14 protein-coding genes are annotated in these 13,606 nt (G+C 67.6%); 6 read left to right on the plus strand and 8 right to left on the minus strand.

All coding sequences use genetic code 11. The features are described 5' to 3' along the window. Window positions 1-2 precede the first annotated feature (2 nt). Genes ACTJKJ_RS14990 through cysS form a run of 3 tightly spaced genes read right to left on the minus strand, consistent with a single transcriptional unit; the run spans window position 3 to window position 3,027 of the window. Window positions 3-974, minus strand: coding sequence for an acetyl-CoA carboxylase carboxyltransferase subunit alpha (locus tag ACTJKJ_RS14990; protein WP_091732330.1), 972 nt, complete (start codon window positions 972-974; stop codon window positions 3-5). Window positions 975-976: 2 nt separating this feature from the next. Then, on the minus strand, window positions 977-1,630 hold the full coding sequence (locus ACTJKJ_RS14995) for a DNA-3-methyladenine glycosylase family protein (protein ID WP_091732327.1): 654 nt from the start codon (window positions 1,628-1,630) through the stop codon (window positions 977-979). Further along, window positions 1,630-3,027: a cysteine--tRNA ligase gene (gene cysS / locus ACTJKJ_RS15000; protein WP_440820958.1), complete on the minus strand. Its 1,398-nt coding sequence runs from the start codon at window positions 3,025-3,027 to the stop codon at window positions 1,630-1,632. The genes ACTJKJ_RS14995 and cysS overlap by 1 nt, the downstream gene beginning before the upstream one ends. A gap of 193 nt (window positions 3,028-3,220) precedes the next feature. Here cysS and ACTJKJ_RS15005 point away from each other — a divergent pair, with 193 nt between their 5' ends. The 5 genes from ACTJKJ_RS15005 (at window position 3,221) to ACTJKJ_RS15025 (ending at window position 6,533) form a co-directional block, all read left to right on the plus strand. Next, a complete protein-coding gene (locus ACTJKJ_RS15005) occupies window positions 3,221-3,706 on the plus strand; it encodes a tetratricopeptide repeat protein (protein ID WP_175538452.1) in 486 nt (161 codons plus the stop codon). Window positions 3,707-3,808: 102 nt separating this feature from the next. Beyond that, a complete protein-coding gene (locus tag ACTJKJ_RS15010) occupies window positions 3,809-4,381 on the plus strand; it encodes a peptidylprolyl isomerase (RefSeq protein ID WP_440820959.1) in 573 nt (190 codons plus the stop codon). Between the two features lie 12 nt (window positions 4,382-4,393). Continuing rightward, window positions 4,394-4,897 carry a peptidylprolyl isomerase gene (locus ACTJKJ_RS15015; RefSeq protein ID WP_091732316.1) on the plus strand — a complete coding sequence of 168 codons (504 nt, stop codon included), beginning with the start codon at window positions 4,394-4,396 and terminating at the stop codon, window positions 4,895-4,897. 23 nt (window positions 4,898-4,920) lie between these two features. Then, window positions 4,921-5,745 carry a UDP-2,3-diacylglucosamine diphosphatase gene (locus ACTJKJ_RS15020; protein WP_440820960.1) on the plus strand — a complete coding sequence of 275 codons (825 nt, stop codon included), beginning with the start codon at window positions 4,921-4,923 and terminating at the stop codon, window positions 5,743-5,745. Continuing rightward, window positions 5,742-6,533, plus strand: coding sequence for a zinc-dependent peptidase (locus ACTJKJ_RS15025; protein ID WP_440820961.1), 792 nt, complete (start codon window positions 5,742-5,744; stop codon window positions 6,531-6,533). The genes ACTJKJ_RS15020 and ACTJKJ_RS15025 overlap by 4 nt, the downstream gene beginning before the upstream one ends. Window positions 6,534-6,708: 175 nt before the next feature. Here the strand turns inward: ACTJKJ_RS15025 and clpA are convergent, their stop codons facing one another. After that, a complete protein-coding gene (gene clpA, locus ACTJKJ_RS15030) occupies window positions 6,709-9,033 on the minus strand; it encodes an ATP-dependent Clp protease ATP-binding subunit ClpA (protein WP_297385663.1) in 2,325 nt (774 codons plus the stop codon). After that, complete coding sequence (gene clpS, locus ACTJKJ_RS15035; protein ID WP_091732307.1) at window positions 9,030-9,398, minus strand: ATP-dependent Clp protease adapter ClpS; 369 nt, start codon at window positions 9,396-9,398, stop codon at window positions 9,030-9,032. The genes clpA and clpS overlap by 4 nt, the downstream gene beginning before the upstream one ends. Window positions 9,399-9,576: 178 nt before the next feature. On the opposite strand from clpS, the gene ACTJKJ_RS15040 reads away from it, so the two are divergent. Further along, window positions 9,577-9,861 carry a cold-shock protein gene (locus tag ACTJKJ_RS15040; protein ID WP_091732303.1) on the plus strand — a complete coding sequence of 95 codons (285 nt, stop codon included), beginning with the start codon at window positions 9,577-9,579 and terminating at the stop codon, window positions 9,859-9,861. A 172-nt stretch (window positions 9,862-10,033) separates the two neighbouring features. On the opposite strand, the gene icd is transcribed toward ACTJKJ_RS15040, so the two are convergent. The 3 genes from icd to hemN all read right to left on the minus strand — a co-directional run bounded on the left by icd (window position 10,034) and on the right by hemN (window position 13,596). Then, window positions 10,034-11,287 (minus strand): NADP-dependent isocitrate dehydrogenase, encoded by a 1,254-nt coding sequence (gene icd, locus ACTJKJ_RS15045; protein WP_091732300.1) that lies wholly within the window; start codon window positions 11,285-11,287, stop codon window positions 10,034-10,036. A gap of 106 nt (window positions 11,288-11,393) precedes the next feature. Then, window positions 11,394-12,113, minus strand: a complete 720-nt coding sequence (locus ACTJKJ_RS15050; protein WP_297388336.1) for a sulfite exporter TauE/SafE family protein — start codon at window positions 12,111-12,113, stop codon at window positions 11,394-11,396. Between the two features lie 19 nt (window positions 12,114-12,132). Further along, window positions 12,133-13,596, minus strand: a complete 1,464-nt coding sequence (hemN, locus tag ACTJKJ_RS15055; RefSeq protein WP_297388339.1) for an oxygen-independent coproporphyrinogen III oxidase — start codon at window positions 13,594-13,596, stop codon at window positions 12,133-12,135. Window positions 13,597-13,606 lie beyond the last annotated feature (10 nt).

The raw sequence follows: 13,606 nt of genomic DNA on the forward strand, positions 1-13,606 counted from the left end.
GATCAGCGGCTCTTGGTGTCGCTGAATCGACCATAGGCCTGCAGGCGCTCGTAGCGGCGCTCCAGCAGATCCTTGGTCTTCAGGTCGGAGACCTGGCGCAGCGCATCACCAAGGGCGCGCTTCAGGTTCGAAGCCATCTGCTTCGGATCGCGGTGCGCGCCGCCGACCGGCTCGTTGACGATCTTGTCGATCAGGCCCAGGGCCTTGAGGCGATGCGCGGTGATGCCCAGGGCCTCGGCGGCCTCGGACGCGCGGGCGGCGGTCTTCCAGAGGATGGACGCGCAGCCTTCGGGCGAGATCACCGAGTAGGCGGAGAACTGCAGCATCAGCACCTGGTCGGCCACGCCGATGGCCAGCGCGCCGCCGGAGCCGCCCTCGCCGATCACCGTCGCGACGATGGGCACTTCCAGCTGGGCCATCTCGAAGATGTTGCGACCGATCGCCTCGGACTGGCCGCGTTCCTCGGCACCGATGCCGGGGTATGCGCCCATCGTGTCGATGAAGGTGAAGACCGGCAGGCCGAACTTCTCGGCCAGCTTCATCAGGCGCAGCGCCTTGCGATAGCCCTCCGGGCGCGGCATGCCGAAGTTGCGCAGCGTGCGCTCCTTGGCGTCGGCGCCGCGCTGGTGGCCGATGACCATGCAGGCCTGGCCATTGAAGCGTGCCAGGCCGCCGACGATCGCGGCGTCATCCGCGAAATGGCGGTCGCCGTGCAGCTCCTGGAATTCGGTGAAGACTTCGGCGCAGTAGTCCAGCGTCTGCGGACGTTGCGGATGGCGAGCCACCTGATAGACCTGCCACGGCAGGACATTCGCGTAGATGTCCTTCGTCAGCTGGTGGCTCTTCTTGCCCAGGCGGTCGATCTCCTCGGAGATGTCCACCGCAGACTCGCTCTGCACGTAGCGGAGTTCGTCGATCTTGGTTTCGAGCTCGGCGATGGGCTGCTCGAATTCGAGGAAGTGTTTCTTGCTCATTCTCAGTAATCCACGGGTAGCGGATCGAGGCTCCGCCAAATGTACCATGTGGCCACCGAGCGATACGGGGCCCAACCTTCGCCCAGTTCACGGGCCTCGGCCCGCGACACCGGCTCGTCGCTGAAGTAATGCTGGCTGATGCCCTTCAGCAATCCCAGGTCGTCCAGCGGCAGCACGTTCGGGCGCATCAGATGGAAGATCAGGAACATCTCAGCCGTCCAGCGGCCGATGCCGCGGATCGCGACCAGTTCCTCGATGATGGCTTCGTCCTCCATCTGCGCCCATTGGCGCACATGGACCTGGCCCGACTCGAAATGCTGCGCCAGGTCGCTGAGGTACTCGACCTTGCGCACCGACAGGCCGACCTCGCGCAGCGCCGCCTTCTCCAGGCCCAGCACCTCGGTCGGCTTGATGCGGTTGGACGGCCCCGAGGTCAGCTCGGCGAACTTGTCCCACACGCTCTGCGCAGCCTTCACCGAAATCTGCTGACCGACGATCGAACGCGCCAGCGTGGTGAACGCGTCGCCGCGGCTCTGCAGCCGCGCTTCGCCGAATTGCGGGATCAGCTTCTTCATCACCCGGTCGCGCTTGACCAGGTGTCTGCAGGCCTCGTCCCAGTAGTCCGGGGTCACCCCGGCGGTCGCCACACGCGCCATCAGGCCTGCTCTCCCACCTTCGACGCGCGAACCCAGGTCGTGCCGGTGGCGGAATCCTTCAGCTCGATGCCCTGATCGAGCAGCGCCTTGCGGATGCGGTCGGCCTCGGCGAAGTCACGGCCCGCCTTGGCCGCGGCGCGCGCCGCGATCTGCGCCTCGATCGCGCCTTCATCCAGACCGGCGCCGGCCTGCAGGAAGGCCTTGGGCGACTGCTGCAGCACGCCCAGCACGCCGCCAAGCGCCTTGAGCAGCCCGGCATCCTGCGCGGAGCGATCGCGATTGACCTGGTTGGCCAGCTCGAACAGCACGGCCAGCGCGCCCGGCGTGTTGAAGTCGTCGTCCATCGCGGCCTTGAAGGCGGCGGCCGGGCCCTGCGTCCAGTCGATGGCCACCTCCGCCGGCGTCACCGCGTCCAGCGCGGTGTAGAGCCGGCGCAGCGCGGTGCGCGCGTCGTCCAGGCTGACGTCGCTGAAGTTGAACGGACTGCGGTACTGCGTGCGCAGCATGAAGAAGCGGATCGACTCGCCGTCGAACTTCTCCAGCACTTCCTGGATGGTGAAGAAGTTGCCCAGGCTCTTGGACATCTTCTCGCCGTCGATGTTCAGGAAGCCGTTGTGCATCCAGAGGTTGACGAAGGGATGGCCGAAGGCGCCCTCGCTCTGAGCGATCTCGTTCTCATGGTGCGGGAACTGCAGGTCCATGCCGCCGCCGTGGATGTCGAAGCGCTCGCCCAGCAGCGCGCAGCTCATCGCCGAGCATTCGATGTGCCAGCCGGGACGGCCTTCGCCCCAGGGGCTGGCCCACTTGGCCTCGGCCGGCTCGTCGGGCTTGGCCGACTTCCAGAGCACGAAGTCCAGCGGGTCGCGCTTGCCATCGTCGACCGCGACGCGCTCGCCGGCGCGCAGCTGGTCCGGCGACTTGCCGCTGAGCTTGCCGTAGCCCTCGAACTTGCGCACCGCGTAGTTCACGTCGCCGCCGTCGGCGTGGTAAGCCAAGCCCTTGGCCTCGAGCTTGCCGATGATGTCCAGCATCTGCGGGACGTAGTCGGTGGCGCGCGGCTCGTGCGTCGGCGTGGCGATGCCCAGCGCCGCGAAGTCGCGGTGCATGGCCGCGATCATCTCGTCGGTCAGCTGGCGGATCGTGACGCCGCGCTCCAGCGCGCGGCGGATGATCTTGTCCTCGATGTCGGTGATGTTGCGCACGAAGGTGACGTCGTAGCCGCTGGCGGACAGCCAGCGATAGACGACGTCGAAAGCGAGGTTCATCCGCGCATGCCCCATGTGGCACAGGTCGTAGACGGTGATGCCGCAGACGTACAGGCGGACCTTGCCCGGCTCGATCGGTTGGAAGGGCTGCAGCTGGCGGGTCAGCGTGTTGTAGATGCGCAAGGAAGACATACGTATGTCGCGCCGGGCCAGCGACGGGTCGCTGGGCGTCGGCGCATTCGACGGTGCGGTGCGGGTGGGGCGGAGGGCCGGCCGGGGGACGAGCGGGAGACGAAAGCTCGCTCTAGAATGCCCGGCAGTATAGCGGCCCGACTTTATGCCAAGACTCCCCGCCCTGTTCCGAGCCTGCTGCGTCGCCCTGGCGATGACCGGCGCGACCCTGACGCACGCCGCCGTGCTCGACGAGGCCCAGGCCCAGTGGGCCGCCGGCAAGCGCGAGCAGGCCATCCAGACCGCCGAAGCCGGCCTCAAGACCACGCCCGACGACCCCCGCCTGCGCTTCGCGCTCGGCACCATGCTGCTGGAGACCCAGCAGTTGGAGCGGGCCCGTGTGATCTTCACGCGGCTGACCGAGGACTTCCCCGATCTCGCCGATCCCTACAACAACCTGGCCGTCATCCATGCGGCGCGCGGCGAGTACGAGGCGGCACGCCAGGCATTGACCCGCGCGCTGGACCTGCAGCCGGACCATGCGCAGGCGCAGGAGAACATGGGCGACGTGCTCATGCGCCTGGCCCAGCAATCGTATGAACGCGCGCTCAAGCAGGCGCTGGGCGACGACACCGCGCTGAAGGTCAAGCTGCAGCGCGTCACCGCGTTCAACAACGCCAAGGGCGCCCAGCAGCGATGATCGGCGAGGGCGCGCCGACCGCGCGCCACGGCCTGCACACCGCCGCAAACCGCCGTACATCGCCGCCCGCCCCCTCCCTCCACCCCCACCGACACGAGGACCATGAGGACATCCCCACTCCTGCTCGCCGCCGGCGCCGTGCTGAGCCTGGCGGCATCGCTCGCCCAGGCGCAGGTCGTCAAGCTGAACACCAGCGTCGGCGACATCAAGATCACGCTGGACGCCGAGAAGGCGCCCAAGACCGTCGCCAACTTCCTCGCCTACGTGAAGGCCGGCCATTACAACGGCGTGATCTTCCATCGCGTCATCGGCGACTTCATGATCCAGACCGGCGGCTACACGCCCGACCTGAAGCAGCGCCCGACCAAGGCGCCGATTCCGCTGGAGGCCGGCAACGGCCTGATGAACATCCGCGGCAGCGTCGCGATGGCGCGGACCAACGATCCGAACTCCGCGACCTCGCAGTTCTTCATCAACGTCGTGGACAACCCGGCCCTGGACCCCGGCTTCGCCGCCGACGGCCGCGGCTATGCGGTCTTCGGCTACGTGTCCGAGGGCATGGAGGTCGTCGACAAGATCCGGGCCGTGCCGACCGCGCCGTCGCCCAAGAATCCGGCGTTCCAGAACCTGCCCGGCACGCCCATCCTCATCCACAAGGCCACCGTCGAGAAATAAGGAGTCACCGACATGAGCAAGAAAGTCGAACTGCACACCAACCAGGGTCTGATCACCCTCGAGCTGGATGACGCCAAGGCCCCCAAGACCGTCGAGAACTTCCTGGCCTACGTGGCCAAGGGCCATTACGACGGCACCATCTTCCATCGCGTCATCAAGGGCTTCATGGCCCAGGGCGGCGGCTTCGAGGAAGGCATGAAGCAGAAGCCCACCGACGCCCCGATCCAGAACGAGGCCAACAACGGCCTGAAGAACGACAAGTACACCGTGGCGATGGCGCGCACCAATGCGCCGCACTCGGCCAGCGCGCAGTTCTTCATCAACACCGTCGACAACGACTTCCTGAACTTCAAGAGCGAGAGCCCGTCGGGCTGGGGCTACGCGGTGTTCGGCAAGGTCGTCGGCGGCCAGGACGTCGTGGACAAGATCGAGAAGGTCAAGACCAGCCGTTCGGGCTTCCACGACGACGTGCCGGTCGACGCGGTCATCATCGAGCGCGCCGTCGCGGTCGAGTGAGTCGCGGTTCCGCCGCCCGTCCCGTGTCGCCCGCGCCCCGACTGCCGTCGCCCCTGGCGACGCTGCGGGCCGAGCCCGGCTGGCGGCGGATCGACCTGATCTCCGACCTGCACCTGTCGCCGGACATGCCGGCGACGCTGGCGCGACTGCGCGCCCACCTGTCCGCCACGCCCGCGGATGCGATCTTCCTGCTGGGCGACATCTTCGAGGCCTGGATCGGCGACGACGCGCGCTGGCAGGCCGGTACGTTCGAGCAATTCGCGCTCGAACTGCTGCGCGAGGCCTCCGCGCGCAAACCCCTCTTCTTCATGCACGGCAACCGCGACTTCGCGCTCGGCGAGCCGATGGCCGAGGATGCCGGCATGCGGCTGCTGTCGGACCCGACGCGGCTGGACGCCTTCGGACGCGGCTGGCTGCTGAGCCATGGCGACCAGCTCTGCCTGGGCGATGTCGGCTACCTGCGCGCTCGCGCGGTGGTGCGACGTCCCGGGGTGCTGGCGGCGCTGCGTGCGATGCCGCTCTTCGCGCGACGCGCGCTGGCGCGACATCTGCGCGCGAAGAGCCGCATGCACCAGAGCGATCCCTCGACCTGGGCGGATGTCGACGACGACGCGGCCCGCGCCTGGCTGCGCGATGCCGGCTGCGACACGCTGATCCACGGCCACACGCATCGCCCGGCGCTCCATGACCTCGGCGACGGCCTCGCACGCGCGGTGCTGTCCGATTGGGACTACGACCACGGTCCCGGTCGCGGGGATGTGCTGGTGATGGACGCCCAGGGCCTGCATCGCATCGCGCCGATGCACGCGGCGGCGCCCGACCCGCATGCGGAAGGCGGCTCGCCGTGATCGGCGACCTGCTCCAGCGCTGGCGCGCACGCCGCGAGCGCCAGCTGCTTGACCAGTACGCGATTCCCGACGAGCTCTGGACGCTGACGCTGGCGCAGTACCCCTTCATCGCCCGGCGCTCCGAGGCGGATCGGACCGAGCTGCGCCGGCTCTGCTCGCTGTTCCTGGCGTCCAAGGAGTTCCACGGCGCCGGCGGCTTCGAGGTCACCGACGAGGTGGCCGTCGCCGTCGCCGCGCAGGCCTGCCTGCCGGTGCTGAAGCTGGGACTGTCCTGGTACGACGGCTTCGTCGGCATCGTCATGCACGAGGGCGAAGTGGTCGCCGCTCGCGAGACGATGGACGAGGACGGCGTGGTCCACGCGTACGACGAAACCCTGGCCGGCGAGGCGATGGAAGGCGGCCCGCTGATGCTCGCCTGGAGCGAGATCGCCCCCGAGGCGACCGAGCGCGTGGAAGGCCACGATTCGGTCTACAACGTCGTCATCCACGAGTTCGCGCATGTGCTCGACGTGCGCGACGGGGAGCCCGACGGCGCGCCGCCCATCGACGACCCCGCCCTGCGGCAGCAATGGGGCGCGACGATGGAGGCCGAATGGCACTGGTTCTGCGACCAGGTCGACGCGGGGCATGCGACGCTCATCGATCCCTACGGCGCCGAGGCGCCGGAAGAGTTCTTCGCCGTGGCGGTGGAAGCATTCTTCGTGGCACCTCGTGAGCTGCTCGCCGAGCAGCCGCGGCTCTATCGACTCCTCGTTGGCTTCTTCAGGCAGGACCCGGCACGCGATTGAGCACCATCAAGGGAACCCGGGCCCCGTCTCCTCCGTCTCCCTCCTTTGGCGGCCGCCACGGCCGCCAAATTCCCTCCTTAAGCTGCGGAGACGGGGCCCGGGTTCCCTTGATGCGATACACCGAGCAGGCATGAAAAAGCCCGCGTGAGCGGGCTTTCATGGGAGGGGCGGGGTCTCAGTCCGCCGTCGCAGGCTCGGCCTTGGGCTTGTTGTCCTTCTTGTTGGGCGTGATGTCGAGCTGGACCTCGCCCTTGTCGTCCACGTCCACGCTCAGGCGACCACCGTCGACCAGGCGACCGAACAGCAACTCGTCCGCCAGCGCGCGCCGGATGGTGTCCTGGATCAGGCGCTGCATCGGGCGGGCGCCCATCTGCGGATCGAAACCCTTGGCCGCCAGATGCTTGCGCAGCGCGTCGCTGAAGGTGACTTCGACCTTCTTCTCGGCCAGCTGGCTCTCGAGCTGCAGCAGGAACTTGTCCACCACCCGCAGGATGATGTCCTCGTTCAGCGCGCCGAAGTTGACGATGGCGTCCAGGCGGTTGCGGAACTCCGGCGTGAACAGCCGCTTGATGTCGGCCATCTCGTCGCCCTGCTCACGCTTGGTCGTGAAGCCGATCGTCGACTTGGTCATCGCCTCCGCGCCCGCGTTCGTGGTCATGATGATGATCACGTTGCGGAAGTCGGCCTTGCGCCCGTTGTTGTCGGTCAGCGTGCCGTGGTCCATCACCTGCAGCAGCACGTTGAAGACGTCCGGATGCGCCTTCTCGATTTCGTCGAGCAGCAGCACCGCGTGCGGCTTCTTGGTGATCGCCTCGGTCAGCAGGCCGCCCTGGTCGAAGCCGACATAACCCGGAGGCGCGCCGATCAGGCGACTGACCGCGTGGCGCTCCATGTACTCGGACATGTCGAAGCGGATCAGCTCGATGCCCAGGATGTAGGCGAGCTGCTTGGCGACCTCGGTCTTGCCCACGCCCGTCGGGCCGCTGAACAGGAACGAGCCGATCGGCTTGTCGGGCTTGCCCAGGCCCGAGCGCGCCATCTTGATGGCCGCGGACAGCGCATCGATGGACGGATCCTGGCCGAAGACCACGCTCTTCAGGTCGCGGTCCAGGCTCTTGAGCTTGCCGCGGTCGTCCGACGACACCGAGGCCGGCGGAATGCGCGCGATCTTGGCGACGATGTCCTCGACCTCGGCGCGCGTGATGGTCTTCTTCTGCTTGCTCTTGGGCAGCACGCGCTGCGCGGCGCCGGCCTCGTCGATGACGTCGATCGCCTTGTCGGGCAGGTGACGGTCATTGATGTACTTGGCCGACAGCTCCGCCGCGGCCTGCAGCGCGCCCAGCGCGTACTTGACGCTGTGGTGCTCCTCGAAGCGCGACTTCAGGCCCTTGAGGATCTCGACGGTCTGGTCCACGGTCGGCTCGACGACGTCGATCTTCTGGAAGCGCCGCGACAGCGCCGCGTCCTTCTCGAAGATGCCGCGGTACTCGCTGAAGGTGGTCGCGCCGATGCACTTGAGCTGGCCCGACGAGAGCGCCGGCTTGAGCAGGTTGCTCGCGTCCAGCGTGCCGCCCGAGGCCGCGCCGGCGCCGATCAGCGTGTGGATCTCGTCGATGAACAAGATCGCGCCGGGCTGGTCCTTGAGCTGCTTGATCACCGCCTTGAGGCGCTGCTCGAAGTCGCCGCGGTACTTGGTGCCCGCCAGCAGCGCGCCCATGTCCAGCGAATAGACCACCGCCTCGGCCAGCACGTCGGGCACCTGGCCCTCGGTGATGCGCCAGGCCAGGCCCTCGGCGATCGCGGTCTTGCCCACGCCGGCTTCACCCACCAGCAGCGGGTTGTTCTTGCGGCGGCGGCACAGCACCTGCACCACGCGCTCGACCTCGAGCTCGCGGCCGATCAGCGGATCGATCTTGCCGTCGCGCGCATGCTGGTTGAGGTTCTGGGTGAACTGCTCGAGCGGGCTGCCCTTGCCGCCGCCCTGCCCCTGGCCGCCTTCGCCCTCTTCGCGCTCCGACTCGGCACCGTTGCCTTCCGGGCCCTTGGGGGGCTCGGGCGGCTCGCTCTTCTTGATGCCGTGGGCGATGAAGTTGACGACGTCCAGGCGGGTGACGCCCTGCTGGTGCAGGTAGTAGACCGCGTGGGAGTCCTTCTCGCCGAAGATCGCGACCAGCACGTTGGCGCCGGTCACTTCCTTCTTGCCGTTGCCGGTGGACTGGACATGCATGATCGCGCGCTGGATCACGCGCTGGAATCCCAGCGTGGGCTGCGTGTCGACCTCGTCCGTGCCACCGACGGTGGGGGTGTTTTCCTTGATGAACTGCGCAAGCGACTTGCGCAGGTCCTCGATATTCGCTGCGCAGGCGCGCAGCACCTCGGCCGCGGACGGGTTGTCCAGCAGCGCCATCAGCAGGTGTTCCACGGTGATGAACTCGTGGCGCTGCTGGCGTGCCTCGACAAACGCCATGTGCAGGCTGACTTCAAGCTCTTGCGCAATCATGCGGCCTCCATAATGCACTGCAGGGGGTGACCGGCGCGCCGTGCGGCCGCCGACACCATTTCGACCTTGGTGGCCGCCACGTCCTTGGTGAATACACCGCAGACGCCGCGGCCTTCGTGATGGATCTTCAACATGATCTGGGTGGCCGTATCCAAGTCATGGCGGAAATACTCCTGCAAGACCATCACCACAAACTCCATCGGCGTGAAGTCGTCATTGAGCATCAGCACCTGATACAGGCGCGGAGGCTCCGTCTTCTGAGCGACACGCTCCAGCGTGGTGGAATTCCCACCCTCCTCCGTGCCCGGCGGCGGCGCGCCGCCAGGGGGACCCGCCGGGGGGAACTGTTGAGCAAACAAAGGCATGAGCCGATTCTATAAACAGCGGGAGCACCCTACATGGGGACGGGCCAACGCCTGTCAATGCCCCGAGTTTGTCACCTTCGCGGCGCCACACCCCGGGGAGTTCCTCAATTGACACTGGCTTGACACGGATTTGAGAATCCGCCCCGGTGCGAAAAAGACACCGGGATGGAGAAGAACGATGGCAACAGGCACGGTCAAGTGGTTCAACGATGCCAAGGGGTTTGGCTTTATTGAACCCGAACAAGGCGGAGGGGACGTTTTCGCCCATTTCTCGGCCATTCAGATGGACGGCTTCCGGACGCTGAAGCAGGGCTCCAAGGTGAGCTATGAATTGGTCCAGGGCCCCAAGGGCCAACTGGCCCAGAACATCCGCCCGCTGGACGGCGGCGATGCGATGGAGGCGCCCCTGGGCATCCCGCTCATGGCGGACAACCTGGCCGGGCAACAGCAGGCAGCGGCGTGACCCGCCTGCGCTGATCCACCGTCCACAGCAAGGCCCGCGCGAGCGGGCCTTCTGCATTGGGAGAACCGCCGGGCGGCCGCCGCCGGACCGCCGCTGAGCGAGCCACCAAAAAGAAAACCCCGGCGGGTCAGGCCGGGGTCGCGGGTCGGGACCGGCTTACGCCGGCCTGGACTCACATATTGTCAATCATCACCTGGCCGAAACCGGAGCACGACACTTGCGTCGCGCCGTCCAGCAGGCGGGCGAAGTCGTACGTGACCTTCTTCGACAGGATCGACTTCTCGATCGACGAGATGATCAGGTCGGCCGCTTCGGTCCAGCCCATGTGGCGCAGCATCATTTCAGCCGACAGGATCTCGGAACCGGGGTTCACGTAGTCCTTGCCCGCGTACTTCGGCGCGGTGCCGTGGGTCGCTTCGAACATGGCGACGGAGTCGCTCAGGTTCGCGCCCGGGGCGATGCCGATGCCGCCGACCTGGGCAGCCAGCGCGTCGGAGATGTAGTCGCCGTTCAGGTTCAGCGTCGCGACGACCGAGTACTCGGCCGGGCGCAGCAGGATCTGCTGCAGGAACGCGTCGGCGATGCTGTCCTTGACCACGATGTCCTTGCCAGTCTTCGGGTTCTTGAACTTGCACCACGGGCCGCCGTCGATCAGCTCGGCGCCGAATTCCTTCTGGGCCAGGGCGTAGGCCCAGTCACGGAAGCCACCTTCGGTGAACTTCATGATGTTGCCCTTGTGCACGATCGTGACGCTGGGCTTGTCGTTGTCGATCGCGTACTGGATGGCCTTGCGGACCAGGCGCTCCGTGCCTTCCTTCGACACCGGCTTGACGCCGATGCCCGAGGTTTCCGGGAAGCGGATCTTCTTGACGCCGAATTCCTCCTGCAGGAACTTGATCAGCTTCTTGGCCTTGTCGCTCTGGGCTTCGAACTCGATGCCGGCGTAGATGTCTTCCGAGTTCTCGCGGAAGATGACCATGTCGGTCTTCTCGGGTTCCTTGACCGGCGAGGGCACGCCCTTGAACCAGCGCACCGGGCGCAGGCAGACGTACAGGTCCAGTTCCTGGCGCAGCGCCACGTTCAGCGAGCGGATGCCGCCGCCCACGGGCGTCGTCAGCGGGCCCTTGATCGAGACGACGTAGTCCTTCAGGACCTGCAGCGTCTCTTCGGGCAGCCACACGTCGGGGCCGTAGACCTTCGTCGACTTTTCGCCGGCGTAGATCTCCATCCAGTGGATCTTCTTGGCGCCGCCGTAGGCCTTCGCCACAGCCGCGTCCACCACCTTGATCATCACCGGGGTGATGTCGAAGCCGGTGCCGTCGCCCTCGATGTAAGGAATGATCGGGTTGTTCGGAACGTTGAGCGAGAAGTCGGCATTGACCGTGATCTTCTGGCCGCCCTCGGGCACCTTGATGTGCTGGTACATGGAGTCGTCTCCGCGAATCGCGTGGTGGTTGGGACAAACGGAAGCGCCGATTCTATGACAGCGAAACTTTCAATCGGCTGATGCCCCGGCCGGGGTCCTGGAGGCTTCACCCGCAGTACGCGCGGATCTGCGCCCACAGGCCGTGACCGAGCGCCCACAGGGCGCCGGCGGCCAGCATGACGCCGGAGAGCCGGGTCGCGATTCGCACACCCGATCCGCCGCTGGCGACGCCCCGGTCGGCGCCGCCCAGTCGCGCCAGCAGCCAGGGACCGGCGACCAGACCCGGCGAGGAGCCAAGCGCGAAGGCCGCCATCACCGCCGCGCCCTGCCAGGGGCCGTCGGCGAGGGCTGCCACCGTCAGCGCCGATTGCAGGAGTCCGCAGGGCCAGGCCAGCCACGCCACGCCGGCCAGGCCCGCGCTGGCCGTCCGCGCGGGCGTGAACGCGACGCCGCCCCCGGCCAACGCGCTGGCGGGGACAGTCAAGCGCACTGGCGTTCGTCCTGTCCAGCGCCGTACCGCCCATCCCGGCAGCTCCGCCCGCCAGGCGAGGAGCAGGCCGAACATCAGCGCGGCGAGCTGGACCACGAGCCACAGTGGGCGCAGCGCGCCGGAAGCGATCTCCCAGCGCAGCAGTCCGCCCACGCTGGCCGCGGCGACGGCCCCGCCTGCCGCGTAGCCCAGGAGCCGGCCGCCATGGAAGGCGGCGACACCGGCGCGTCGCCCACCAGAGACCACCGCGCATGGCGCGACGCACATGGCCGCGCAATGGACGCAGCCCACGATTCCCATGAGAAAGGCGGAGCCCGCCAGCGCCAGTGTCAGCATCCCGGCCTCTGGCGGCGCCTCAGAGGATGCGGGAGAAGCGCACCGGCGCCTCGGCCGCGACAACGGATGCTTGCTCGCCAGCCATCGCCATCAGCGGCGTGGCGCGATCCACCGCCTTCAGGTAGCGGTCGAACACCATCGCCACCGCCCGGACGAAGAACCAGCCCATCGGCGTGACCTGCACGCCGCGCGCATCGATCGTCACCAGGCCGTCCGCCGCGAACTGTCGCAGCCGTTCAAGCTCCGGCGAGAAGTAGTCCGCGACGACGATCCCGTGCGAGCGCTCGATCGGATCGAACTCGAGCCGGCCTTGGCACATCAGCGCCATGATCGCGTCGCGCCGCACCAGGTCGTCCTGGTCGAGCGTCAGCCCGCGCTCGACCGGCAGGCGCCCCTCGCGAAGGGCGGCGTAGTACTCGGGCAGCGTCTTGACGTTCTGCGCGAACGAGGCGCCGACCTTGGAGATCGCCGACACGCCCAGCGCCACCAGGTCGCAGTCCGGCTGGGTGCTGTAGCCCTGGAAGTTGCGATGCAGGCGCCCTTCCCGCTTGGCGACGGCGAGCGGATCGTCCGCCAGCGCGAAGTGGTCCATGCCGATGTAGCTGTAGCCACGGGCGATGAACCCGGCGATGGCGCCGGCCAGCATCCGCAGCTTGTCCGGGGCCGGCGGCAGCGCGGCGGTGTCGATGCGGCGCTGCGGCTTGAAGCGGTGCGGCAGGTGGGCGTACCCGTAGAGCGCGATGCGGTCGGGCCGCAAGGCGGCGACCTGGTCGATCGTCCGCGCGAAGGAGGTGGGCGTCTGGCGCGGCAGGCCGTGGATCAGGTCGACGTTGATCGAGCGGAAGCCCAGGTCGCGCGCGGCGCCCATCAGCGCCGTGACGCTCTCCAGGCTCTGCTCGCGATGCACGGCCCGCTGCACGTCGGGATCGAAGTCCTGCACGCCGAAGCTCAGCCGGTTGAACCCCAGCGTGCGCAGGTGGCGCAGCCGCGCGACGTCGATCGTCCGGGGATCGACCTCGATGGAGATCTCGGCATCGGCCGCGAGGCGGAAGTGACGATGCAGCAAGGCCATCAGCATCGACAGCTCGCGGTCGGCCAGGAAGGTCGGCGTGCCACCGCCGAAATGCAGCTGCGACACCAGCGCGCGCGCCCCGAGCCGCCGGTGCACCAGCACCATCTCCGCCTCCAGCGCGTCGACATAGACCGCCGCGCGTTCGTGATGGCGGGTGACCACCTTGTTGCAGGCGCAGTAGTAGCAGACCGACTCGCAGAACGGGATGTGGACATAGACCGACAGCGGCTGCGTCGCCGCGGGGCCGAACGCGCGCAGCGCCAGCGTCTCTCCATGATGTTCGGCATCGATGCCTGCATGAAAGCGGTCGGCCGTCGGATAGGAGGTGTAACGCGGTCCGGCGATGTCGAACCGGCGCAGCAGATCGGCATCGGGGATGCTGCGGTCCCACGGGGTCGGATCAGGGTTCATGGGCGGCGAT

The organism is Roseateles sp. 22389 (assembly GCF_052044995.1).
Lineage (GTDB): Bacteria > Pseudomonadota > Gammaproteobacteria > Burkholderiales > Burkholderiaceae_C > Roseateles.